Annotated in this window: 22 protein-coding genes and 1 tRNA gene; 16 read left to right on the top strand and 7 right to left on the bottom strand. The window is 63.2% G+C overall.

What is annotated here, in order from left to right:
- Positions 1-183: 183 nt before the first annotated feature.
- From ribH to QXZ85_RS31460, 4 genes are all read left to right on the top strand, one after another.
- Positions 184-675 (top strand): 6,7-dimethyl-8-ribityllumazine synthase, encoded by a 492-nt coding sequence (gene ribH, locus QXZ85_RS31445; protein ID WP_315762982.1) that lies wholly within the window; start codon positions 184-186, stop codon positions 673-675.
- Positions 676-678: 3 nt separating this feature from the next.
- Entirely contained in the window at positions 679-1,185 is a 507-nt protein-coding gene (nusB, locus tag QXZ85_RS31450) for a transcription antitermination factor NusB (protein ID WP_315703376.1), read from the top strand.
- A 189-nt stretch (positions 1,186-1,374) separates the two neighbouring features.
- Entirely contained in the window at positions 1,375-2,370 is a 996-nt protein-coding gene (gene thiL, locus QXZ85_RS31455; protein ID WP_316175487.1) for a thiamine-phosphate kinase, read from the top strand.
- A 209-nt stretch (positions 2,371-2,579) separates the two neighbouring features.
- A complete protein-coding gene (locus QXZ85_RS31460; protein ID WP_315703378.1) occupies positions 2,580-4,700 on the top strand; it encodes a sodium-translocating pyrophosphatase in 2,121 nt (706 codons plus the stop codon).
- A gap of 128 nt (positions 4,701-4,828) precedes the next feature.
- Here QXZ85_RS31460 and QXZ85_RS31465 read toward each other — a convergent pair whose 3' ends face one another.
- A complete protein-coding gene (locus QXZ85_RS31465) occupies positions 4,829-5,290 on the bottom strand; it encodes an outer membrane protein assembly factor BamE (protein ID WP_315745437.1) in 462 nt (153 codons plus the stop codon).
- Between the two features lie 124 nt (positions 5,291-5,414).
- Between QXZ85_RS31465 and QXZ85_RS31470 the strand changes: the two genes are divergently transcribed.
- The 8 genes from QXZ85_RS31470 to QXZ85_RS31505 all read left to right on the top strand — a co-directional run bounded on the left by QXZ85_RS31470 (position 5,415) and on the right by QXZ85_RS31505 (position 11,340).
- Positions 5,415-5,957: a ubiquinol-cytochrome C chaperone family protein gene (locus QXZ85_RS31470; RefSeq protein WP_315703380.1), complete on the top strand. Its 543-nt coding sequence runs from the start codon at positions 5,415-5,417 to the stop codon at positions 5,955-5,957.
- A gap of 5 nt (positions 5,958-5,962) precedes the next feature.
- Positions 5,963-6,589, top strand: coding sequence for a DUF177 domain-containing protein (locus tag QXZ85_RS31475; RefSeq protein ID WP_315703381.1), 627 nt, complete (start codon positions 5,963-5,965; stop codon positions 6,587-6,589).
- A 282-nt stretch (positions 6,590-6,871) separates the two neighbouring features.
- Positions 6,872-7,933, top strand: a complete 1,062-nt coding sequence (gene plsX / locus QXZ85_RS31480) for a phosphate acyltransferase PlsX (RefSeq protein ID WP_315703382.1) — start codon at positions 6,872-6,874, stop codon at positions 7,931-7,933.
- Positions 7,930-8,904: a beta-ketoacyl-ACP synthase III gene (locus tag QXZ85_RS31485; protein WP_315703383.1), complete on the top strand. Its 975-nt coding sequence runs from the start codon at positions 7,930-7,932 to the stop codon at positions 8,902-8,904. The genes plsX and QXZ85_RS31485 overlap by 4 nt, the downstream gene beginning before the upstream one ends.
- A gap of 130 nt (positions 8,905-9,034) precedes the next feature.
- Complete coding sequence (locus tag QXZ85_RS31490; RefSeq protein ID WP_315703384.1) at positions 9,035-9,391, top strand: integration host factor subunit alpha; 357 nt, start codon at positions 9,035-9,037, stop codon at positions 9,389-9,391.
- A 124-nt stretch (positions 9,392-9,515) separates the two neighbouring features.
- Positions 9,516-10,085 (top strand): MerR family transcriptional regulator, encoded by a 570-nt coding sequence (locus QXZ85_RS31495; RefSeq protein ID WP_315703385.1) that lies wholly within the window; start codon positions 9,516-9,518, stop codon positions 10,083-10,085.
- Positions 10,086-10,290: 205 nt separating this feature from the next.
- On the top strand, positions 10,291-11,025 hold the full coding sequence (locus QXZ85_RS31500) for a porin family protein (RefSeq protein ID WP_315703386.1): 735 nt from the start codon (positions 10,291-10,293) through the stop codon (positions 11,023-11,025).
- Positions 11,026-11,262: 237 nt separating this feature from the next.
- A tRNA-Pro gene (locus QXZ85_RS31505) sits at positions 11,263-11,340 on the top strand.
- Positions 11,341-11,444: 104 nt separating this feature from the next.
- On the opposite strand, the gene QXZ85_RS31510 is transcribed toward QXZ85_RS31505, so the two are convergent.
- Entirely contained in the window at positions 11,445-11,675 is a 231-nt protein-coding gene (locus QXZ85_RS31510; protein ID WP_315703387.1) for a helix-turn-helix transcriptional regulator, read from the bottom strand.
- A 402-nt stretch (positions 11,676-12,077) separates the two neighbouring features.
- Between QXZ85_RS31510 and QXZ85_RS31515 the strand changes: the two genes are divergently transcribed.
- On the top strand, positions 12,078-12,908 hold the full coding sequence (locus QXZ85_RS31515) for a hypothetical protein (protein WP_315730190.1): 831 nt from the start codon (positions 12,078-12,080) through the stop codon (positions 12,906-12,908).
- 332 nt (positions 12,909-13,240) lie between these two features.
- Here QXZ85_RS31515 and QXZ85_RS31520 read toward each other — a convergent pair whose 3' ends face one another.
- Positions 13,241-13,414 carry a hypothetical protein gene (locus QXZ85_RS31520; RefSeq protein ID WP_315703388.1) on the bottom strand — a complete coding sequence of 58 codons (174 nt, stop codon included), beginning with the start codon at positions 13,412-13,414 and terminating at the stop codon, positions 13,241-13,243.
- Between the two features lie 302 nt (positions 13,415-13,716).
- Positions 13,717-13,992: a hypothetical protein gene (locus tag QXZ85_RS31525; protein ID WP_315703389.1), complete on the bottom strand. Its 276-nt coding sequence runs from the start codon at positions 13,990-13,992 to the stop codon at positions 13,717-13,719.
- A gap of 297 nt (positions 13,993-14,289) precedes the next feature.
- On the opposite strand from QXZ85_RS31525, the gene QXZ85_RS31530 reads away from it, so the two are divergent.
- Both QXZ85_RS31530 and QXZ85_RS31535 read left to right on the top strand, forming a co-directional pair.
- Entirely contained in the window at positions 14,290-15,369 is a 1,080-nt protein-coding gene (locus QXZ85_RS31530) for an AI-2E family transporter (protein ID WP_315769146.1), read from the top strand.
- Positions 15,370-15,864: 495 nt separating this feature from the next.
- The gene (locus QXZ85_RS31535; protein ID WP_315769147.1) at positions 15,865-16,116 is read left to right on the top strand and encodes a hypothetical protein; all 252 of its coding nucleotides are present in this window, start codon (positions 15,865-15,867) and stop codon (positions 16,114-16,116) included.
- A 450-nt stretch (positions 16,117-16,566) separates the two neighbouring features.
- Here QXZ85_RS31535 and QXZ85_RS31540 read toward each other — a convergent pair whose 3' ends face one another.
- Positions 16,567-18,573 (bottom strand): acyltransferase family protein, encoded by a 2,007-nt coding sequence (locus QXZ85_RS31540; protein ID WP_316175484.1) that lies wholly within the window; start codon positions 18,571-18,573, stop codon positions 16,567-16,569.
- Positions 18,574-18,888: 315 nt separating this feature from the next.
- On the opposite strand from QXZ85_RS31540, the gene QXZ85_RS31545 reads away from it, so the two are divergent.
- The gene (locus QXZ85_RS31545) at positions 18,889-19,761 is read left to right on the top strand and encodes a class I SAM-dependent methyltransferase (RefSeq protein WP_315762972.1); all 873 of its coding nucleotides are present in this window, start codon (positions 18,889-18,891) and stop codon (positions 19,759-19,761) included.
- Between the two features lie 481 nt (positions 19,762-20,242).
- On the opposite strand, the gene QXZ85_RS31550 is transcribed toward QXZ85_RS31545, so the two are convergent.
- Both QXZ85_RS31550 and QXZ85_RS31555 read right to left on the bottom strand, forming a co-directional pair.
- On the bottom strand, positions 20,243-20,497 hold the full coding sequence (locus QXZ85_RS31550) for a septal ring lytic transglycosylase RlpA family protein (RefSeq protein ID WP_315763080.1): 255 nt from the start codon (positions 20,495-20,497) through the stop codon (positions 20,243-20,245).
- A 166-nt stretch (positions 20,498-20,663) separates the two neighbouring features.
- On the bottom strand, positions 20,664-22,223 hold the full coding sequence (locus tag QXZ85_RS31555; RefSeq protein ID WP_315766603.1) for an oleate hydratase: 1,560 nt from the start codon (positions 22,221-22,223) through the stop codon (positions 20,664-20,666).
- Positions 22,224-22,294 lie beyond the last annotated feature (71 nt).

Consider the following 22,294-nt stretch of genomic DNA (forward strand, 5'->3'; position numbering starts at 1 on the left):
GCCAACCCTCATGGCGAGGAGGCGCATGCACCCGAGCAGGCCGACCGGTCGCGAGGTTGTCGGCGGACGGTGTGCTCCGAAAGCGCCGTCTCGAACCATGAGGCCGAAATTCATCCGCCCCTTCGAGACGCGGCCAATTGGCCGCTCCTCCGGGTGAGGCACCATGACGATGGAAACATACTGATGGCAGACGCGCGGCGCGCCCCATTGAAGGACCAGACCGACATTTCCGGCGCCCGGGCGCTGATCGTGGAGGCGCGGTTCTATGACGACATCCAGGACGCGCTGCTCGAAGGGGCGGTGGCCGAGCTGAAGGGGGCCGGCGTCACGTATGACGTGCTCACGGTCCCCGGTGCGCTGGAGATCCCGGCCGCGATCGCCATCGCGCTGGACGCGGCGGAGAGCCACGGCAAGCCCTATGACGCGGCGATCGCGCTCGGCTGCGTGATCCGCGGCGACACCATCCATTTCGAGATCGTGTCCAACGAATCCTCACGCGCGCTGATGGACCTCGCGGTCAACAGGCGGCTGCCGCTCGGCAACGGCATCCTCACCGTCAACACCGAGGCGCAGGCCTGGGCACGGGCGCGCGCTGCCGAGCTCAACAAGGGCGGCGACGCGGCACGTGCCGCGCTCGCGATGCTGCGCATCAAGCGCCGCCTTGCCAGAGGTTGATCCATGGCCGAGCCCAGGAACAAGACCGAGACCAAGCACAAGGGCCCCGATCGCAAGGCCAATCGCCGCGGGGCGGCGCGGCTCGCCGCCGTGCAGGCGCTCTACCAGATGGACATCGGCGGCACCGGCATCAACGACATCTTCGCCGAATATGAGAGCCACTGGATCGGCAATGAGGTCGAGGGCGAGCAATATCTGCCGGCCGAAGCCGCCTTCTTCCGCGATATCGTCTCCGGCGTGGTGCGCGATCAGAAGAAGATCGATCCGGTGCTCGACGAGGCTTTGTCGCGCGGCTGGCCGCTGAAGCGGATCGAGGCGATCCTGCGTGCGGTGCTGCGCGCCGGCGCCTATGAGCTCGAACATCGCAAGGATATTCCGGCGCGCGTCGTCGTGTCCGAATATGTCGATGTCGCGCATGCTTTCGTGGAGCGTGACGAGACCGGCATGGTGAATGCGGTGCTCGATCAGCTCGCGCGGCAATATCGCGGTGACGAGTTCGAGCAGAAGTAGTTGGATGCATTGGGCCGGAGCACAATCGTTGCGGAACGGTTCGGAACCAACCGGTTTATTCGGCTGTCATCACCCGCGAAGGCGGGTGAACCAGTATTCCAGAGACATTCGAGGGATACGGACGGGCCGCGGCGTGCTTGATCGCCCGGTCAAGCCGAGCGCTGACAATGTGGCGCGGCGAGGGAACTGATGACCCATGACCCTCCCTCCGGCGAAGATTCCCTGATCGCGCGCTATTTCAAGCCGCTGGCGACCGATCCCGGTGCCTTCGGCCTCGTCGATGACGCCGCGATCATCAAGGCCGATGGCGATGATATTGTGGTCAAGACCGACGCTATCGTCGAGGGGGTCCACTATCTGCCCGACGATCCGCCTGATGCGATCGCCAAGAAGGCGCTGCGGGTCAATCTCTCCGATCTCGCAGCCAAGGGCGCGACGCCGGCCGGCTTCGTCCTGACGCTGGCGCTGCGCAAAGCCGATGATGCCTGGCTCAGCGCCTTCGCCCGTGGGCTCGGCGAGGATGCCGCAAGCTTCGGCTGTCCGCTGCTCGGCGGCGACACCGTCTCGACGCCGGGACCGGTGATGATCTCGATTGCGGCCTGGGGCAGGGTGCCTTCGGGCCGCATGGTGCACCGCTTCGGGGCCATGCCGGCAGATGGCGTCTTTGTCACCGGGACGATCGGGGATGCCGTGCTCGGCCTCGACGTGCTCAAGGGCGGCGCCGCGGCCAAGGCGCTTGCGAGCGATCCTGCCGCGCGCGAGATGCTGGTCGGACGCTATCGGGTGCCGCAACCGCGCAACGCCTTGGCCGCGACGGTCCGGGATTTTGCGACGGCGTCCATGGATGTCTCGGACGGCCTGGCCGGCGACCTCGCCAAGCTCTGCGCCGCCTCCAGTGTCAGCGCCGACATCCAACTGTCACGTCTTCCGACCTCGTCCGCCGCCAACTCGTTGCTCACCCTTGGTGCAGCGCGGATCGAGACGTTGATTTCCGGCGGCGACGATTATGAGATTCTCTGTACGGTTCCTGCAGCGCAGCGCGACGGATTTCTGGCGGCGGCCGGACGCGTCGGTGTCGCGGTCACCGAGATCGGTACCGTCGTTGCGGGAATGGCTCGTCCCCGCTTTCTGGATGGACGGGGCGCCGAGATCAGCTTGAAGCACTTGTCCTTCAGTCACTTCTGACACCCATTCGCGCCCGCATCGTCCGACGAAAGGCTGACCGATTTTACAGCGGTTCGGCTTTCGCGGCGTTGCGCCATGATGGCGATTTTGGCAAGGTCGAGGCCGTTTAGGACCTCCCCGCAAGTGGGGGGCCGAATATGGGGCGCGTGCGTCGCACAACCGCGGCGATACGTGGGTATAAGCTGGAAGCAGAAAGCCGAGGAAACTACATGTCAGCATTATGGGTGATCGTGCTCTGCGGGGCGCTTGCGGTCGTCTACGCGATCTGGGCCACGTCGTCGGTCCTGAAGGCGGACGCCGGGAACGCACGCATGCAGGAAATTGCGGCCGCGGTGCGCGAGGGCGCACAGGCCTATCTGCGCCGTCAGTACACGACGATCGCGATCGTCGGCGTCGTCATCTTCCTGCTCCTGGCCTATTTCCTCGGCACGCTGGTGGCGATCGGCTTTGCCATCGGCGCGATCCTGTCCGGTGCGGCCGGCTTCATCGGCATGAATGTTTCGGTCCGCGCCAATGTCCGTACCGCGCAGGCTGCGACGACCTCGCTCGCCGGCGGGCTGGAGCTTGCGTTCAAGTCCGGCGCCATAACCGGGCTTCTGGTCGCCGGTCTCGCGCTGCTCGGCGTGACGATCTATTTCATGGTCCTGACCCAGTTCATGAAGTTCGCGCCCGACAGCCGCACCGTGGTCGATGCGCTGGTCGCGCTGGGCTTCGGCGCCTCGCTGATCTCGATCTTCGCCCGTCTCGGTGGTGGCATCTTCACCAAGGGCGCCGACGTTGGTGGCGACCTCGTCGGCAAGGTCGAGGCCGGCATTCCCGAGGACGATCCGCGCAATCCCGCCACCATCGCTGACAATGTCGGCGACAATGTCGGCGACTGCGCCGGCATGGCGGCCGACTTGTTCGAGACCTATGCGGTGACCGCGGTCGCGACGATGGTGCTGGCGGCGATCTTCTTTGCCAAGACGCTGCTTCTCGCCGACATGATGACGCTGCCGCTGGCGATCGGCGGCATCTGCATCATCACCTCGATCATCGGTACCTTCTTCGTCAAGCTCGGCCCCAGCCAGTCGATCATGGGGGCGCTGTACAAGGGCCTGATCGCGACCGGCGTCCTGTCACTGGTCGGCGTGGCGTTCGTGATCTATTGGCTGGTCGGCTTCGGCAAGCTCGAGGGCGTCGAGTTCACCGGCATGGCACTGTTCGAATGCGGCATCGTCGGCCTTGTTGTCACCGGGCTGATCATCTGGATCACCGAATACTACACCGGCACGGAATATCGTCCGGTGAAGTCGATCGCAGCCGCCTCGGTCACCGGCCACGGCACCAACGTGATCCAGGGGCTCGCGATCTCGATGGAGGCGACCGCGCTGCCTGCGCTCGTCATCATCGCCGGCATCCTCATCACCTACAGCCTCGCCGGCCTGTTCGGCATCGCGATCGCCACCACGACCATGTTGTCGCTGGCCGGCATGATCGTCGCGCTCGACGCGTTCGGCCCGGTGACGGACAACGCCGGCGGCATCGCCGAGATGGCGGGCCTGCCGAAGGAGGTGCGCAAGTCCACCGACGCGCTTGACGCGGTCGGCAACACCACCAAGGCGGTCACCAAGGGCTATGCGATCGGCTCCGCCGGTCTCGGCGCTCTCGTATTGTTCGCGGCCTATAATCAGGACCTCAAGTTCTTCATCGCCGACTCCGCGAACCACCTCTACTTCAAGGGCGTCAATCCGGACTTCTCGCTGAACAATCCTTACGTGGTGGTGGGCCTCCTGTTCGGCGGCCTCTTGCCATATCTGTTCGGCGCGATGGGCATGACCGCGGTCGGCCGTGCCGCCGGCGCCATCGTCGAAGAAGTGCGCCGCCAGTTCCGGGAGAAGCCCGGCATCATGCAGGGCACCGACAAGCCGGACTACGGCAGGGCCGTGGATCTGCTGACCAAGGCGGCGATCAAGGAGATGATCATCCCGTCGCTGCTGCCGGTGCTGTCGCCGATCTTCGTCTATTTCGCGATCTATGCGATCGCGGGCGGCGGCCCGGCCGGCAAGTCGGCGGCGTTCTCGGCCGTGGGCGCGATGCTGCTCGGCGTCATCGTCACCGGACTGTTCGTGGCGATCTCGATGACCTCGGGCGGCGGCGCCTGGGACAACGCCAAGAAGTATATCGAGGACGGCCATTACGGCGGAAAGGGCTCCGACGCCCACAAGGCGGCGGTGACGGGCGACACCGTTGGCGACCCCTACAAGGACACGGCCGGGCCCGCGGTGAACCCGATGATCAAGATCACCAACATCGTCGCGCTGCTGCTGCTCGCGATCCTGGCACACTGAGGTCGGCGGGCGCCTCCTGAATGACAAACCCCGCGGTGTGAGCCGCGGGGTTTTTGATGTCTTCGCTGTCCTGCCGGTGCGCGCGAACCGGCATCTCGATCGATAATCTCGAGACTCCGGCTTCGCCGTCAGTTGAAGCTGAGCAGCTTGAACAGCGGCGTCAGGTAGCTGAGCTCCTGGCCCGAGGTCGGCGTGGTGCGGCTGATGAAGTCGAAGATCTTGCCGTCCTTCAGGCCGTAATTGGCGAGCCGTCGCACCTGACGGTTCTTGTCGAAATAGACTGCGATCACCCGCTGGTCGACGACCTTCTGATTCATGAAGGCGACCGGACGCTCGGCGCGCTGCGAGATGTAATAGAAGACCTCGCCGTCGAGGGTCGCGACGGTCGACGGCGTCCCCATCACGATCAGCACCTGGTCCTGGCTCGCCCCGATCGGGATCTGCTCGAGCGCGCCCGGTGGCAGGATGTAGCCCTTCTGGAACTGTTCGCCGGTGCAGGCACCGAGCACGAGGCAGGTGAGCGCCACGGCGCCTGCGATACGCAAACGGGCACTCAGGCCGCGAGAGAACGTGCGGGCAGTCATTCGCATTGTCTGGGTCATCTTTTCAAGAACGGATCCCGTCCCCTTGCGTCGGGCCGGGGGTTGACGTACCGGGCAAGCCCGCCGATTGCAACATGCCTCCGCAAGCAGGGGGCAAGGAGCGGAACCGTCGATGTTTTGGCCGTTCAACCATGTCAGGAAATCTCGGCTGTCCCCGCGGGCGACCATTGAGCCGATCTATGGCATGATCGTGGCGCAGGCCCGAGAACCCTTGTTTTATAAACACTTGGGTGTGCCTGATACGGTGGATGGCCGGTTCGATCTCTTGATCCTCCACCTCTGGCTGGTCTTGCTGCGGCTGCGCACGGCCAGCGGCGGAACGGAGCTGTCGCAGGCTCTGTTCGACCATTTCTGCGACGATATGGACGCGAATCTGCGCGAAATGGGAGTGGGGGACCTCGCCGTGCCCCGGCGCATGCGCACCTTTGGCGAGGCGTTCTATGGCCGCACCGCGGCTTACGACCTCGCTTGGCAGGATGGCGAGCCGCGTCTGGCGGACGCCTTGCAGAAGAATATCTTGAATGGGAAGCACCCCGAAAGCGCGCAGCGCCTTGCGGTCTATGCGAGCAAGGTGGCGGCAAGCCTCGCGGCGCTTGACGACACGGCGCTGTTGCGGGCCGCTTGGACCTTCCCCGCGCCGCTGGAGCAGGATTGAGCTGGATGAGCAGAGCAGACAGAGACGCCCCGAAACCCGCTCCGCGGGAGCCATGGCGCGCGCCCCCGGTGATCGTGGCCCAGATTCCGGAAGCCGGACTGCATCGCGAGATCGAGGCCGATCCGGCCGCCCGTGCCGCCATGGCCGAAATCGCCGACCTGCCCGAGGTGATCTCGGCTCACGCCTCCTTCGACGTCTTCTTGAAGCGCGATGGCAAGGTCCATGTCGAGGGCAGGGTCCGCGCGCGCGTCGGGCAGATCTGCGTGGTGACGCTGGATCCGATCGAGAGCGAGATCGATGAGCCCATCGACCAGATGTTCGCGCCACCGGAGCAGATTCCGCAGTTGGCCGACCTCGTGGACGACAATGGCGAGAGCGATGCCGAAGTGCCCGACCCGCCGGAGCCGATTCTGAACGGCCAGATCGACCTCGCACGCCTGGCGACCGACGCCCTGCTTCTCGGCATCGATCCCTATCCGCGCAAGCCGGGCGCCGTGTTCGAGCAGGCTGTCACCGCCGCAAATCCCGAAGATCATCCTTTCGCGGCGCTGAAAGCGCTCAACCCGGTCGGCGGGGCGAGCGAAGGCAAAGCCCGCCCCAACAAGCCCACGGGCAAGGCGAACGACAAGTGACATTGTTTTGCGCACAAGACAGTTGCGCGGAGGCTTTGGCACCAATCCTCGTAAAGCGGCCATAATGCATTGGAACAGTTGAGGGAATCGGCTGTGAGCTTGTGCCCGTGGCTACCGGCGGGCAGAAAATCGCGTGAGGTCAAGAGGTTGTTTCGGCATCCGGAGACGCTATTGTCCGGCCGGGCCGGGTGACCTTGTCGCACCCGGATGGGTGCGGGCCTCTCCACGTGCCGGGGTGTTCCTTCACGAGGCTCGCTTAAGAGATCAGGTTTCCGGGACGTCATGCCGCAAAAGGTTCGAATCGCGCTGGACGCCATGGGCGGGGACGTCGGCGCGGCTGTCGTGATTCCCGGTGCGGCGATGTCGCTGGCCCGCCGTCCCGACACGCAGTTCCTGCTGTTCGGCGACAGCGCCAAGATCGTCCCTGAGCTCGACCGGCACCCCGCCCTGAAGGCGGCCTCGCGCGTGATCCACACCGACGTCGCCGTCAGCAATGATGCCAAGCCGAGCCAGGCGCTGCGACGTGGCCGCAAGACATCGTCGATGTGGCTTGCGATCGAGGCCGTGAAAAAGGGCGAGGCCGATGTTGCGGTCTCCGCCGGCAACACCGGCGCGCTGGTGGCGATGGCGCGGTTCTGCCTGCGCACGCTGACCGGCATCGATCGGCCGGCGCTGGCGGCGATCTGGCCGACCATGCGCGGCCAATCCGTGGTGCTCGATCTCGGCGCCACCATCGGCGGCGACGCCCGCCACCTTGTGGGACTCGCGGCGATGGGCGCGGCAATGGCGAGCGTGCTGTTCAACAATCCGCGCCCGAGCGTCGGTCTCCTCAATATCGGCGTCGAGGAGATGAAGGGACACGAGGAGATCCGCGAGGCGGCGGAGTTGCTCCGCGCGATGAATCTGCCGCAGCTCGATTATATCGGCTTCGTCGAGGGGGACGGCATCGGCAAGGGCGCCGCCGATGTGGTCGTGACCGAAGGTTTCAGCGGTAACATCGCGCTCAAGGCCGCGGAAGGAACCGCGCGCCAGATCACGCAATATCTGCGCAGCGAGATCGAGCGCACGTGGCGGGCGCGGATCGGCTATCTGCTCGCGCGCAGCGCATTCCGCGCGCTGCGCAATCGATTGGATCCGGGCAAGTCCAACGGCAGCGTGCTGCTTGGCCTCAACGGCATCGTGGTCAAGAGCCATGGCGGAACCGATGCCGAGGGCTTTGCCTCTGCGGTCAATGTTGGCTATGAGATGGCCCGCTACGATCTCCTGACCAAGATCAATCAAACACTCAATCGCGACGGCGGTGCGTTGGCCTCCGTACCGACCGACCAGGAGCCTGTCTCGTGATCAAACGTTCGGTGGTGCTCGGCTGTGGTTCATACCTGCCGCAGCGCATCGTGACCAATGCCGAACTGGCAAGCCGCATCGATACCTCCGACGAGTGGATCGTTCAGCGTACCGGGATTCATCAGCGCCATATCGCCGCCGACGGCGAGTTCACCTCGCATCTCGCGATCAATGCGGCGCGCGCCGCGCTTCGCTCCGCCGATATCGACCCGCAGTCGATCGAGCTGATCGTGCTTGCGACTTCGACGCCGGATAATACCTTTCCGGCGACCGCGGTCGCGGTTCAGAACGGGCTCGGCATCACGCATGGTGCGGCGTTCGACCTGCAGGCGGTCTGCTCCGGTTTCGTGTTTGCGCTCGCCACCGCCGACAACTTCCTGCGCACCGGCGCTTACAAGCGCGCGCTGGTGATCGGCGCCGAGACCTTCTCGCGCATTCTCGACTGGAACGATCGCGGTACCTGCGTGCTATTCGGCGATGGCGCCGGCGCCTTGGTGCTGGAGGCGCAGGACCAGCCGGGCACCTCCGCCGACCGTGGCGTGCTGACCACGCATCTGCGCTCCGATGGCCGCCACAAATCGAAGCTCTATGTCGACGGCGGTCCGTCTTCGACGCAGACTGTCGGCCATCTCCGGATGGAGGGGCGGGAGGTGTTCAAGCACGCGGTCGGCATGATCACCGACGTCATCGTCGATGCCTTCAATGCGACCGGCGTCACCGCCGAGGACGTCACATGGTTCGTGCCACATCAGGCCAACAAGCGAATCATCGATGCCTCTGCGCACAAGCTGCATATCGCCCCGGAGAAAGTGGTGCTGACGGTGGACCGGCACGGCAATACCTCGGCCGCTTCGATTCCGCTGGCGCTCGACGTTGCGGTGAAGGACGGCCGGATCAAACGCGGCGATCTGGTGCTGCTGGAAGCGATGGGCGGTGGCTTCACCTGGGGCTCGGCGCTGCTGCGCTGGTAGGCTGAACGCTCCCTTAACGCCGGCCGGAATCCTGCTTTTTCGCATCGGCCGGGGTCACGCTGCTGTTGACCATTGCCCCTTAACCTCTTAATTTCGTGGCAAAATTATTCGCCGAGAGGTGGGGCGGGCGATGGTGGGCACAGGAAAGACGGTCACACGCGTTGATCTCTGCGAGGCAGTTTATCAGAAGGTCGGGTTGTCGCGGACGGAGTCCTCGGCGTTCGTCGAACTGGTGCTGAAAGAGATCACCGATTGTCTGGAGCGGGGCGAGACGGTGAAACTGTCGTCGTTCGGCTCCTTCATGGTACGCAAAAAGGGGCAGCGCATCGGGCGCAATCCCAAGACCGGAACCGAGGTGCCGATCTCGCCGCGCCGGGTGATGGTGTTCAAGCCGTCGGCGATCCTCAAGCAGCGCATCAACGGCCATGGGGCCGGCAAGATGAACGGCGAGGCGCAGCCGGACCAGGTCGGCGCCGAGACGGAATAGCCGTCGGCGCCCACGCGGCAAAGTTGCGATCTCGGGCCATGGAACCGGTCCGAATCAGCCGAATCTGAGTCATAGTTCGAACCAGCGTAATTTCTTGTCAGCACGATCGAAGGGGAACGGGCATTTGGACAAGGCGCCGGATGCTTTTCGAACGATCAGCGAGGTCGCCCAGGAACTCGACATTCCGCAGCACGTGCTGCGGTTTTGGGAGACCCGGTTCGCTCAGATCAAGCCGATGAAGCGGAGCGGCGGCCGCCGCTATTACCGGCCCGACGATGTCGATCTGCTCAAGGGCATCCGCCGGCTGCTCTACGGCGAGGGCTACACCATCCGCGGCGTGCAGCGGATCCTGAAGGAGCACGGCGTCAAATCCGTACAGGGACTGGCGGACGCATCCGCGGCGGTCTCGTTCGGGGCGATCGAGGAGACGCTCGGCCAGGCGCTGATGGAGACCGACCATCCCGAGGAGGAGCTGGAGGTCGAAACCGCTGAGGACGAGGAGCAGGAAGCCTCCGAGGACGAGGGCATCGATTTCCGCTTCGTCGAGACCGACGACGATATTCTCGACACCTTCCGGGTCGGACCGCCGGCCCGTGCCGGCATCAAGGCCGAGGACCGCGAGCGGCTCGAGGGCGTCTTGAAAGAGCTGGTCGATTGCCGCCAACTGCTCGACCGCGCGATGAAGGACGGCTAGCCGGAATCGGACCGGCCGTCGCCGAGCTGTGCCGCAATTGCCACGCTATGCCACACTGAGAGCGTGACCGATCATCTTTCGGCCGCCAAGCCGCTACCGTGGGAACAACAACCTCAACGCGCATGTTGCGGGCCCGATACAGAAATCGTGGCGACCAAGTGCTACTTGGTTTGCACAATGTTTCTGTGAGGGATGAGTTTTGGTTATGCGTAGCTTCCTCTCTGTCGCCGTGCTGGCGGCGATCTCTGCAACGTCATCCGCCTTCGCTGCCGACCTGGCAGTAAAGGCGCCACGGTTGCCCCCGCCGGTCGAGGCCTTCTCCTGGACCGGCTGCTATGTCGGCGGACACCTCGGAGCCGCCGTGAGCCAGGACCGCACCACCAACGTATTTGGTCAGGCCAATAGCTTCAGCTCGACCGGCTTCGTGGGCGGCGGCCAGGTCGGCTGCGATTACCAGTTTGCGCCCAATTGGGTCATTGGCGCCGAGGGGCGGGCCGCCTGGTCCAGCCTGAAGAGCACACAGGCTGCCTCGGTCACGAATTTCGCGACCGGCGTGACGGTGCCGGCGCAGTTCAGCCTCAGCAATGACTTCCTGGCCTCGGCCACGGCTCGGCTCGGTTACAGCTTTGCGCCGGGCTGGCTGATCTATGGGCGGGGCGGCGCGGCCTGGACCCGGGAAAAGGTCGTCGATGCGTTCACGATCCCCGGAGGTCCCGCTGTCGCCCCGACGGCGACCAGCACGCGCACCGGTTGGACCGTCGGCGCCGGCGCGGAGTGGCTATTCGCGCCGCATTGGTCGGTGAACCTAGAATACAACTATTACGACTTCGGCCGGCACACCATGACGCTGGTTGACGTCGCCAGGGACGTGACCGTCTCCGGCATGAATCTGAGGGATCAGATCCACACCGTCACGGTCGGGGTGAATTATCGCTTCTGAAACCGGGGCGGGGGCGGCGGCTCCTTGGCCGCCGGTTCGGTTCGGTTCGTGACGGCGATGAGGCGGAGTGAGGCCGGTGCGGCGGGTTTGGGTTCGCCGCTCCGGCCTTGCCTTATTGTTCGCACCGAGGGCCAGGTTCGCCAGGAACGCTATTCCCAGCGAGCTTTGCTCGCCGGCCGTGGAACGTGCGAGTCCATGCCTTGCGCCGCGGCCGGATCACGGTTAGAGGAGGGGCATCGGAGCGTGGCGCAGCCCGGTTAGCGCACTAGTCTGGGGGACTAGGGGTCGTGGGTTCGAATCCCGCCGCTCCGACCAAACATAAAGCCCTGCAAATGCAGGGCTTTTTTCATTTCTGAGGCGTTTTTGCTGAAGAACATTTTAGAGGCAAAATTGGCTCTGTCCTTACTCTGTCCTTAGTGTCACGCCCGGCGCCTTGAGGCCCGGCTCACGCGATCGTTGACCGTCAGATTGGCTTGCCAAGCCAGGACCTCGTGCTCGTACCAAGCGCAGCGGTTCGGGCTGATGTTGTGGCTCAGCGGGAACTGTCCTTTGGAGACCATCCTGAGCAGGGTGCTGCGGCTGACCGGCACGAGCTGTAGCACCTGCTCGATGTTCAGCATCTTGCGCACCTTGTCTTCGGTCTCAGTCATGGCCTGGGCCCTCCTCACGCCGCCGGTAGCAGCACCTCGGCCTCTCGCAGGCTTGGCAAGCAGTTGCTCGGCCTCTGGTCCATCCTCCTCGGCCATCTTTGGCACATTTATTCCGCCGTATTTGCGGTCTGAGAGCAGCAATTGTCCCGGCAGATGATCGATCTGCTAGCTCGCTTCGGCGAACGTCATGCCACAGCCAAGCCCGCAATCGAGCTTAAAGCAGACCTCAGGTCGTGGGGATTGGCAGCAAATGAGGCCTACCAACCCCGACTGCATTAAGATGCTCGCCGGCTGTCGGGGTGAGTGTGGCGCGCCCTCACCATCCAGGTTGATCCAGATCAAGCCCGCTAGCGGCAGATGTCACAGATATTGGCTGCGCCTCATCCAACATTAGGAGGTGGCATGACCAGGTATGCCAAAGCGGTGCGCTACCTCATATCTGGAATCGTGACCGGCCTCCTGCTCCACGGGACGGGGTCTCCCGCGTCAGCGCAGCCATTTGACGTGCCAGCGCTTCCTCTGATGCTGCCGCCAATGCAAATCATGCCCGTTCCGCTGCCTGACATAATGACTCCCTTGCTGCTGCAGCAACAGCAAGACTTGTTGCAACAGCAGATTACGGCGCAGCAAGCACAGCAGTTCGCGATTTGGGCTGAGCAAAGCGGAGAGTGGGTTCTACAGCAACTGCAGCAAGCTGAGCAGCATTCTGACCGAAGTTGGACTCAGTTGGGGGTCTTGGAAGCAGATGAGGCAGCGGGAATTGCTCGAATTATTCAAAGCCGATCAAAATTGCGGGGTGGCGGCGCGCAACCATCGCCGCTTGAGCCAATAGTCCCGTCCTTTGCCCCCGAGCGAGATAGGCCGCCCACCAGAACAGAATGGTTTAATACGGCATGGGAAGCGGACCGCGTGTCTGCCGAGGCCCGCAAGTTCAGCGAAGAAGCCATGAGGGAAGCGCATCGCGCAATGGAAACTGCAAGGTCTCTGCGCGAACACGGCATGAATGATGCTGCCCTACGCCAGTTAGAGACCAGCACGCGCCTAGACGAGCACGCTCGATTTCAAAGGGACATTGCGCAACGTACGCGAGACTTAGCTAGAGAGGCTCGGGAGCTGGCTAGGACCCCGGCGCTGGCGCCAATAGTATCTCAGCCACGTTCAGAAATAGTCTTTCCGCGCAACTATCAACCATCTCTAGCTGCGCCAATTCCATCCGCCGGATTTAGGCATTAACCGGCAAGATCAATGGAAGACAGTCAAATTGGCTCATCGTATAGCTCTTGCCCCGTTGACCGTCCCGAATGCGCGGTCATAGCCCTTCACGGACATGCCGGTGCGCGGCTCTGATTTTCGCGTTCTGGGGCAAAGCGGACATCACCAGCTCTGAACTGGCACGGCGTGGCGCTATCGAACAGCTCCCTCAGATCATCGGCAGATCTGACAGCCGCTTCCAAGCCGGTGCGGGCCAGAACAAACCAGTCGTTTGATCGGCTCTCGCGCACCGCGGTGGCACAACGCCGGATCGCATCCTGCAGAACACCGGCCTCCGGCAGGCGATGAATGTTTCAGCCGACAAGCTTCAGGTCGGGCTGCACTGTCGCCGGCTTGTCGCCGATGATGCGCCGCAGTGCGCTGGCGACGGTGTCCATGGGAAATGCTTTTTCGGTTTTCGGCGCCGTTACCGCGCGAGACGAAAAGCGAACAGAACGCTGCAAAAAAGCCTCCACATCGTTGCCCATTCCGCCGGAGCAGCCACCGGAATGGTCGAGGCGTGTTCTCGTGCCATTGGCTGCCGAGCTCCAAGCCATTGCGGAATGTTCAGCGCGCTCGTGCGCACGATTCTGAATATCCCGCGAAACTCATCCAGCCGGGACGTTGCGCGTCGCTGCTTGATCCTTCCGAGAGGCGAGGAATTGAGGAATTCATGTTCGGGTTCACCGCGTGAGCGAGTTGTCGTGCCAAGACGTCACGACGTCAGCTTGAGCCAACCCGCGGACGGACATCCGCAGGTTGGCGTTTGCGGCTGAAATGCAACGACGGGTCAGCGGCAGACATAGGCTCCATTGACCAGCACGCGCACGCACGCCGTGCCCGCTGCGGCTGCAGCACCAACGGCCGCGCCGCGCCTGACCGTGCGCCTCGTGGTGCGGCGCGCTACGCCCGCGACAGACGCAGGCGTGGCTGGCCGGCCGACCCGTGCTTCCGCCTTGCCTAAGGACAGCGAGGGTCCTTCGGACGACCAGTCCAGCGAGCCGAAAATCCCCAAGCCGACCACGGCGGTCGTCACGAGCACCTTGTTGAGCATGTTACGCTTCATGCAGACCTCCCTTCGTTGAGAACGGATGCCATCGATCCATGGCCTGTCGTTCAGACCATTGATCAAGATCAAGCAAGTTGCGCATCTTTCCGTAGAGGCTGACATCCGGAAAAGGTGGGCGCGACGAGGCCTACGCCCCGATGGCTCGCTTACGGCGGATATGCAGTCGCTGCAATTCTCCTGGTTGGGCAGCTACTACATAGACCGGAGCCCGGGGGTCTTTCCGTTCTGGGTTATTCTGGTCAGCATCAACATCTGGCTGAAACCAGACCGTGGAGATGGCGGGTCGTGAGGAGGATGCGTCAGCTTTTCACGTCAGACGATACCATCCAGCTTGTAATCCGGCTTGGATTGCTTGCCCTTTTGATCGTCTGGACCTTTGTCCTGATCCGTCCGTTCGTGACGATTCTGGCGTGGGCGGTCGTGCTTGCGGTTGCCTTCAACCCGCTCTTCATTTTGCTGTCCAAGTCCCTTGGTGGCCGACCAAAGCTTGCAGCGGGAATCCTCACGGCGATCAATCTCGCCATCGTAATCGGACCGGTGGCCTGGCTCGGGTTCGGCGCCATGGAGGGCATCAAGGACTTTGCCCAACGGGTCAGCGCGGGCGATCTGGCCATTCCGTCGCCTCCGCACGCGATCAAGAACTGGCCTCTGGTCGGAACGCAGCTCTACGATTTCTGGGATCAGGCTTCGACCAATCTCCGCTCGGTTCTGCCTCAGATCACGCCGTATATGAAGCCGTTCGCCGGCACGCTTCTGAGTCTTGTCGGCGATGCGGGCGTCGGCGCCGTCAAGTTTCTGCTGTCGGTCGCGGCGGCCGGGTTGATTTTTCCCTTTGGGCCGCAGCTCGCGGCTGGTGGGAGAGCCTTCCTGTCGCAGGTCGTACCCGAGCAGAGCGAGCACTTCGTGGACCTGGCAGGTGCGACCATCCGCGCAGTAGCTCAAGGTGTGATTGGCATAGCGGTCATTCAGGCGTTTCTGGCTGGCGTCGGGTTCAAACTGGCCGGTATTCCCATCGCCGGCCTTTTGGCATTGCTCGTGCTGCTGCTCTCTATCGTGCAGATCGGCGCTGCGATCATCATGCTGCCAGCCATTGTCTGGATCTGGACTGACAAGGACTTAACCACCGCAGTCCCGCTGACGTTATTCCTCGGCCTCGTAGGCATTCTCGACAATATTTTGAAGCCGCTGGTGATGGGACGAGGCCTGACGACGCCGACCCTCGTTATTCTGATCGGTGTGATCGGAGGTACGCTTGCGCATGGAATTGTTGGGCTCTTCATCGGCCCTATCATTCTGTCTGTAGCATGGGAGCTGATCGTAGCCTGGAGTCGCTCTGGTCCTTCCGTCCGGCGTGACTGTCGGCCGTTGACTTGATTCAACGTCTCTCACGGATGGGCGACAGAGCGAGTGGGATCTATAGTCGCTAAACTAATGAGTTCGGAACATGATTGCGACGAGCAGTATTTGTTCTTTGAATGGTTGTAATTAGTTGTTGGTTCGCGCTTAAATAAACATTTGACGTCCGGAATTACGATCTCAAGCATTAACCTATGCATGATGGCTGCCATATTTTGGCCATCTGCGCTTTCTTAAAGCCCGAACAGCCGGATCAATTCCGCGCGCTTAGCCGCAGACGTCCCATCGTCCTTTGAGCGGCTCCATTGCTGATCGCTTGTTGCGGTCGTTCCATTCAACAGCACGAAGGACATTCGTATGCGTAAACTCGTCGCTGCTACGGCAATGCTTTGCGTATTTGCATCAAGCGCAGAAGCCAGAACTCATCGTCATCATCACCGGCACTATGCTCACGGTCATAGGCACTATGCACATTCCGCAATGGGGCGGCCTGCTGCCTGGTGCGGCTGGTACATGCGAACGCAGGTGGGCCAGGATCCGGGGCCGCAGTACAACCGTGCCATCTCCTGGGCCCGCTATGGCGTCAATGCAGGCGGTCCGTCGGTGGGGGCCATCGTCGTCTGGCGTCATCACGTCGGGCAGATTGTCGGTCAGGAGAACGGACAGTGGGTCGTGCGCAGCGGCAATGACGGTCACGCCGTGCGGACTCGTCCGCGGTCTCTGGCAGGTGCGGTCGCCTTCCGTCGCGCCTACGCGATGATGTAGTGGACGACTCCGCCGACGCATTTGGAGACCGAACCGCGCTCGGCTTGCCGTCTCGACAGATAGCACGACGCGGCTTGTTGCCGGACTAATTACCTCAGCTGTCCGCGTTTGGCTTTCCCTCAGAACGGGCCATCGTATATCGGAAAGTGCGATCGACGATCTCTCCTGCGGCCGTCCTTCGAGACGCTTGCCTCCGGCGAGTTCTTCAAGACGGGGGCTTGTTCGCGGCAAGATGGCAGACCCTCATGGTGAGGAGCGCCGCATGCGGCGCGTCTCGAACCATGAGGCCCCGGGCCGAGTTTGGGCATATGCGATAGCCCCGGCCAAGGGGCCGGCCTTTCTCTTGCCCGTGTGGACGGCCCGAACCATCTTGACCGGCCGCGCTCTGAGCGCGCACGACGCGGCCTTGCTCCAGGCTGACCAGCCGAAGACGCAGGATGGCGGGGGCGGTCAGCGGAGCACCGGCCCGATCGGGCCCAGCGGTGCGCCGGTCTGCTGGACCAGTTCAGGAGCCGGGTGAAGTCGGTCAAGAAAGCCGTCCAGCGCCGGGGCCAGCCGCTGCACGACGTGGCGGGAGCCCTCCGGCGTCAGATGAATCGTGTCCCATACCAGCGTGGTTTCGGGATCGACCGTCAGCGGGCATGTGTGACCCTGGCAGACCGCGGCCAGCACCGAAACGAATTGCACATTGCGATGGCGACCCGCGAGCGCGGCGACATGCGTGTCCGCGGTAAAGCTCGCCGGTGTCACTTTCAGCATCTCACCCGTCGGCAGATGTGTCAGCTCGTAGCGCACCAGGTTTGCGGCCAGCGGTCCCGGAAATTCGATGGACGGGCCAAACATCAGGACGGGAATGCCGGCATTCTCAGTGGCTGACAGGGTAGCCTCGAGATATGCGTCGAACTTGCTGGTGTCGGAAGATCCGTACAGGTCGATGTAGTTGCGCCAATGGGCGGACAGGATCACGGCCGCGATGCCATGGTCACGCAGCACACGACGGAACGTCGCGTTGAGCTCATCGCAGTTCCGCGACGTGTCGTGATGCAGGTCGACGAACGGCGAGCAATTGCCGGAGGTGAGCTGCAGCAGATGGTAACGGTTCGGATCGAGACGATTGCGCAGGGACGGGACGTAGTGTGCCGCGGTGCTGTCGCCGAAGAGGAGGATGTTGATCTTGTTGCTCGCCGGCGTCAGGCACTCGCTCCGCCGATAGTGTGCGAACGGCTCGTCCGGTTCGAGAAAGCAGTTGGGGGCGCCGTAGAGTGGAGCCATCGTCGCCGCAGTGTAGCGCAACATGCGCTGGGCTGTTTGCGGGAAGCGATCCGGAAAGCCGCGCTGTAGGATGCCGGCGGCGCCGATCGCCAACAGAATCGTCGCGGCAGTCGCAATCAGGCCCGAAGTCCTGATGCCAAGCCACGCGGTGCGGCCTCGCGCCGGCGTTTCCACCAGCCGGTAGGACAGGTAGGCGAGGGCGAAGGAGCAGGCGAGTAGTCCCGTGATCGCCGTCGGCGAGCCCGCCCATGTGATGGGCATGGCGACGGTGCCGAGGACGAACACCGGCCAATGCCACAGATACAGTGAATAGGAGATCCTGCCCAGGAAAAGGCCCGTGCGTCTGAACGGCAGCGGAATCGGACGGCCGTCCTCCCGGTTGAAGGCCATGATGAACGACGCCGCGCCCAGGCAAGGAATGAGCGCCTGGAAGCCGGGAAATCTGGTCGCGCCTGTGAACAGCACGACCGGTGCCAACATCAGGAGCGCGCCCGCAATTGCCATGGCCAGACGCCATCGGACATCGGCGGGCGACCAGCGCTCGAGCAGGAACGAGAAGCCGCCGATCAGGAATTCCCAGCCGCGCAACGGCGAGAGATAGAAGGCCGCTGGGGCGGAGTTCTTGATCAGGAGTTCGTCGGCGATACAGAGGGCGACCGTGCCGGCGAGCAGCAGGATCAGCGACAGCCGCGTGGTGGGATCCCGAAAGCGCTTGCTCCACAGCACGGTGAGGAGTGGAAACAAGAAATAGAACTGCTCTTCGACCGCCAACGACCAGGTATGGATCAGGACCTTGCCGACGGATGGAAGATCGAAATAGCCGGCCTGGAGCCAGAAGAAGATGTTCGAGGAGAACAGGACGGTCGACACCGCGCTCTCGAAGAACATGCGGTAATCGTCGGGCGCCGCCAGGAACCAGGCCCCGATGCCGGTGCCGAGAACCATGACGTACAGCGCCGGGAGCAGCCGGCGTGCGCGGCGGTCGTAGAACTCCCAGAACGAGAAATTGCCGGCATGAATTCCCGCCCAGATCAGGCGGGTGATCAGGTGGCCGGAAATGACGAAGAAGATATCCACGCCGACGAAGCCGCCCTGGAAACCAGGGATGCCGTAATGAAAGCCGATAACCGAAATGACTGCGACCGCGCGCAGATAATCGATGTCAGCCCGGAATCGCAGCGACATACCTCAAGAACACCTTCAGATTGTTATCGTGTTCATAGCTTATCTTAGGTGTATCACCTGCGCCGAATGACATGAATTGAAATGAATGGCAATGCGCTGATACCCATCGAAAATGGCAGCCGCGGGGCTGTAGCCGTCGGGCAACATTTCGCGCCGTGGCCGGACGGCGGGCGGGGTCGCCCGGGCCGCTCCGAGCTTGACGCAGGGCAGCTGAAGACCGCAGAGCACTGATGGAATTTGAGAACGTCGTTTTGGAACCGGAAAGAGATTCATCAGCACGATGCTGAGAATGAAACCGGAATTTGGATCGCAGCCATGGATACCGCCCCCGATATTTCTTTCGGCCATTTTGAGAACGCCGAGCAGATTGCGTTCTGGAATGGCGTGGGCGGACAGCGCTGGGTCGAGCGGCAGGCCGCGCTGGACCATATGCTGACGCCGATCCAGGAGCGCTTGATCGCGCGCGCCGAGATCCAGCCCGGCGAGCGCGTGGTGGACATCGGCTGCGGCTGTGGCGCCACCATGATCGCGGTGGCCGACAAGGTCGGTGCTGGTGGCCAGGTCGTGGGCGTCGACGTGTCTGCGCCGATGCTGGTGCGCGCCAACGATCTCGCGCCGGCCGATGCCCCCGTCACCTTCATGCAGGGCGATGCGATGGTGCATCACTTCACGGCCGCGAGCGCCGATCTCGTCATCTCACGCCTCGGCACGATGTATTTCGCCGATCCGGTCCGCGCCTTCCTCAATATCCACACCGCGTTGCGCTCCGAGGGCCGCATCGCCTTTGCCTGCTGGGGCGAGCTGCACGACAACCCGTGGGCACTGGAGCCGCTGCAGGCGGTTTACGACCACGTGCCGAAGCTGACCGGCCTCGCGCCGCATGCGCCGGACGATTTCGCCTTCGCCTCGCGCGACTGGGTCGAGCATGTGCTGGGCGAAGTCGGCCTGCGCCGGATCCGCTTCGAACATTGCGAGCTTCCGCTCGATATGGGCGCAGACGGCGGCCTCGAGGGCGCCGCGTCGACCGCGCTTGCGATCGGTCCGGCGTGCCGCGCTGTTGCGGGCCAGCGGACCGAGGCTGTTGCGGCGGCGGCCACCGCCGTCAAGGCGGCGCTGTCGCGTTACGCCAGGGGCGAGACGGTGCTGGTGCCAGCCTCGTTCTGGATCGTGACCGCGGTCGATCCGTAGGCTGGCCACGACCGCGGGCTGCCGCTGAACTGAGCAGCACGTCTGCTCAAATCGGGTGATCACTCTGGGCTGCGGCAATCCGTGCGCATGAATGCGACGGCCGCCGTGATGCGCGTTCGCGCCGTCGAGCGCGTGATCGCGTTCGTCGCCAAAAAAATGTGGGCCGCTTTCGAATGCAGGGAACCGTTGACCCCTAAACGGTGTTTGCATCGGGCGCATGGGATCGGACGGAGCCGCACGCCGGCATTGAACCTTTTCGATCCCACGCGCACCAATGGAGAGTTTGGCTCGCCAATGAGCCGATTTTCCAGGACATTTCAGGTCGGCGCCGGGTTGATCCCGATGCTGGCGCTATTGTTGAGGAGGCGCGTATGGTCCTCAAGGCTTTGAAGATTTCACTGTCTGTCGTTGCTGCGGCAACATCGGTGGTATCGCTGTTCGCCGTGAGCTGGGTCGGATTGGCGCTGCTCGGATACTGAATTCACTGCAGCGAAACCCGCGCGACGCCGGCATTCATCATCCCAAGCGCGCGTGCCGCGCTGACCGAGAGATCGATCACGCGCCCGCGCACGAACGGCCCACGATCGTTCACGCGGCATTGAATCGAGCGACCATTATGCGAGACGGTGATCATGCTGCCCATCGGCCGCGTCCGATGCGCGCAGGTCATCTCGCCGTGATGACCACGCCCTCCATAGTAGGACGCAAGGCCTGACTCGGCTTGTGCAGACCCCATCGCGCCGAGCAAGCCGGTCGCAACCAAAGTGAGTTTCTTCAAGGGAAATCTCCCGGAGTTGCTGCCCCGCGCAAGGGGGGATCGCAACTCTGGCGCTCTCTTGACTGACTTTCGTTGTAAATGAGGAGAAGGCGCGGCCCAATCGGGGCGATGGAACTTGCGCCCTTCAGGCGAATGCTTTCTCCACCGTCTCGATCAGCACGCGCAAGGATTTGTCGTGCCGCGTGATCGGCGGAATCGCACGGCCGATGCCGAGCAACTGATAGACCGCGATCTGCGCCGCGCGCACCGAGTATTCCACCGTGAACACCACGTCATCGGGGATCTCGACGAACTGGCTGACGAAGGCGAGGTTCTTCGAATTCGCCGGGACCGGCAGTGGTCGGTCGCTCTTGTGACGCGGCATGAACATGCTGGTGATGTAGGGCAGGCGGCAGGGCACGCAGGTCGCATTCTCGAACACCGAGACGTCGAAGTTGAGATGGCCGCACAGCTCCTTGAGAATGTCGGCGCCGCCGCAATCGGACATCGCCTTGGCGACGAAATTGCCGATGCGCTCTGGGTGCAGCGCATAGCCCCAGAACACCTGGACGTCTTTCGGCTGGTTGAGGAAGTGCGGCTGATGATAGAGCACGATCGACATCAGCCAGTTGGAATCGGTGAAGGTGACAAGCCCGCCGGTGCCGGCCTCATTGCCGCTGAAGGCTTGCATGGCGTCGAAGAACCGAGAATTCCGGCAGGTGACGGTGAAGGATTCCCAGCAGGATTCAGGGATCGATGCGTTGAACGCGGCGGGATTGCCGAAGTCGGGACGCCCCGATGCGATCTTTTCCCACAACGCCCAGCCTTGGCTGTCCCGTTTGGTCAGCCGCGGTGGCGGCGTGTCCTGCGTGCCGAGGCTGGTCGCATCCGTCATCGAGCCGTTCTGGAAAAACACCAGATCGCCGTCGGCAACATCGATCGTGCTGATCTTGCCGGCGTCGTCGAGCGTCAACTGTTTGACGACGTGCTTGCCGTGCTCGGTCGCGATCGCCATGTCCGTCACATCGGCGCCACCGACCAGATTGACGCCGTGGCCCTGCAGCCAATTGGTCAGCGGCTTCACGATCGCATCGTACTGATTGAACCTGGTGCGCTTGACGCCGGCCAGGGTTTCGATGCGCGGAAACTCGCTCATGAAGCGGTGCAGATAGCGCTTGAACTCCACCGCGCTGTGCCAGGGCTGGAAGGCGAAGGTGGTCTGCCACATGTACCAGAACTTGGTGGTGAAGAATGGCGGCGACAGCCAGTCGGTGATGCGGGAATTGCCGAGCTTGTCCTCCGAGGCTTCGGTCAGTCGCACGAGCTCGATCCGGTCCTGCATCGAAAAGCCCATAGTGGAGACGTCGACCTTGTGGCGGTTCTTGTCGACCAGGCGCGCCTGCGAATGCGCGACGTGGACCTCGTTGAAGGCGATCGTCTCCTCGCGGATCGTCCGGCTCGGATCGCCTGCGCCCGGGATGCTCGAGAGCAGATCCCAGGTGCATTCGTAATGGTCCGTCGTCAGCATGCGGCCGCCGCGCAACGAATAGGAACCGTCGGGGAGCGCCGTGCCATCCAGACTGCCGCCGAACGGCAGGTGCTTCTCGAAGATGGTGATGTCGCGCCCCGCAACGCCGCCGTCGCGGATCAGGAATGCCGCGCCCGCGAGCGCGCCGATGCCGCTGCCGATGAAATAGGCCTTCATATTGCTTACCCGGTCTGATCAAGCTGGAACCGGGGTAACAGCGGACGGACCGACGGCAACTGATCCAGGTC

The sequence above is a fragment of the Bradyrhizobium sp. SZCCHNGR1005 genome, assembly GCF_032489995.1.
In the GTDB taxonomy this organism is placed as follows: Bacteria; Pseudomonadota; Alphaproteobacteria; order Rhizobiales; family Xanthobacteraceae; genus Bradyrhizobium.

Coding starts and splice junctions, on each gene's coding strand:
- ribH (WP_315762982.1), top strand. CDS start 184: ATGGCAGACGCGCGGCGCGCCCCATTGAAGGACCAGACCGACATTTCC.
- nusB (WP_315703376.1), top strand. CDS start 679: ATGGCCGAGCCCAGGAACAAGACCGAGACCAAGCACAAGGGCCCCGAT.
- thiL (WP_316175487.1), top strand. CDS start 1,375: ATGACCCATGACCCTCCCTCCGGCGAAGATTCCCTGATCGCGCGCTAT.
- QXZ85_RS31460 (WP_315703378.1), top strand. CDS start 2,580: ATGTCAGCATTATGGGTGATCGTGCTCTGCGGGGCGCTTGCGGTCGTC.
- QXZ85_RS31465 (WP_315745437.1), bottom strand. CDS start 5,290: ATGCGAATGACTGCCCGCACGTTCTCTCGCGGCCTGAGTGCCCGTTTG.
- QXZ85_RS31470 (WP_315703380.1), top strand. CDS start 5,415: ATGTTTTGGCCGTTCAACCATGTCAGGAAATCTCGGCTGTCCCCGCGG.
- QXZ85_RS31475 (WP_315703381.1), top strand. CDS start 5,963: ATGAGCAGAGCAGACAGAGACGCCCCGAAACCCGCTCCGCGGGAGCCA.
- plsX (WP_315703382.1), top strand. CDS start 6,872: ATGCCGCAAAAGGTTCGAATCGCGCTGGACGCCATGGGCGGGGACGTC.
- QXZ85_RS31490 (WP_315703384.1), top strand. CDS start 9,035: ATGGTGGGCACAGGAAAGACGGTCACACGCGTTGATCTCTGCGAGGCA.
- QXZ85_RS31500 (WP_315703386.1), top strand. CDS start 10,291: ATGCGTAGCTTCCTCTCTGTCGCCGTGCTGGCGGCGATCTCTGCAACG.
- QXZ85_RS31510 (WP_315703387.1), bottom strand. CDS start 11,675: ATGACTGAGACCGAAGACAAGGTGCGCAAGATGCTGAACATCGAGCAG.
- QXZ85_RS31515 (WP_315730190.1), top strand. CDS start 12,078: ATGACCAGGTATGCCAAAGCGGTGCGCTACCTCATATCTGGAATCGTG.
- QXZ85_RS31520 (WP_315703388.1), bottom strand. CDS start 13,414: ATGGGCAACGATGTGGAGGCTTTTTTGCAGCGTTCTGTTCGCTTTTCG.
- QXZ85_RS31525 (WP_315703389.1), bottom strand. CDS start 13,992: ATGAAGCGTAACATGCTCAACAAGGTGCTCGTGACGACCGCCGTGGTC.
- QXZ85_RS31530 (WP_315769146.1), top strand. CDS start 14,290: ATGCGTCAGCTTTTCACGTCAGACGATACCATCCAGCTTGTAATCCGG.
- QXZ85_RS31535 (WP_315769147.1), top strand. CDS start 15,865: ATGCGAACGCAGGTGGGCCAGGATCCGGGGCCGCAGTACAACCGTGCC.
- QXZ85_RS31540 (WP_316175484.1), bottom strand. CDS start 18,573: ATGTCGCTGCGATTCCGGGCTGACATCGATTATCTGCGCGCGGTCGCA.
- QXZ85_RS31545 (WP_315762972.1), top strand. CDS start 18,889: ATGGATACCGCCCCCGATATTTCTTTCGGCCATTTTGAGAACGCCGAG.
- QXZ85_RS31550 (WP_315763080.1), bottom strand. CDS start 20,497: ATGGGGTCTGCACAAGCCGAGTCAGGCCTTGCGTCCTACTATGGAGGG.
- QXZ85_RS31555 (WP_315766603.1), bottom strand. CDS start 22,223: ATGAAGGCCTATTTCATCGGCAGCGGCATCGGCGCGCTCGCGGGCGCG.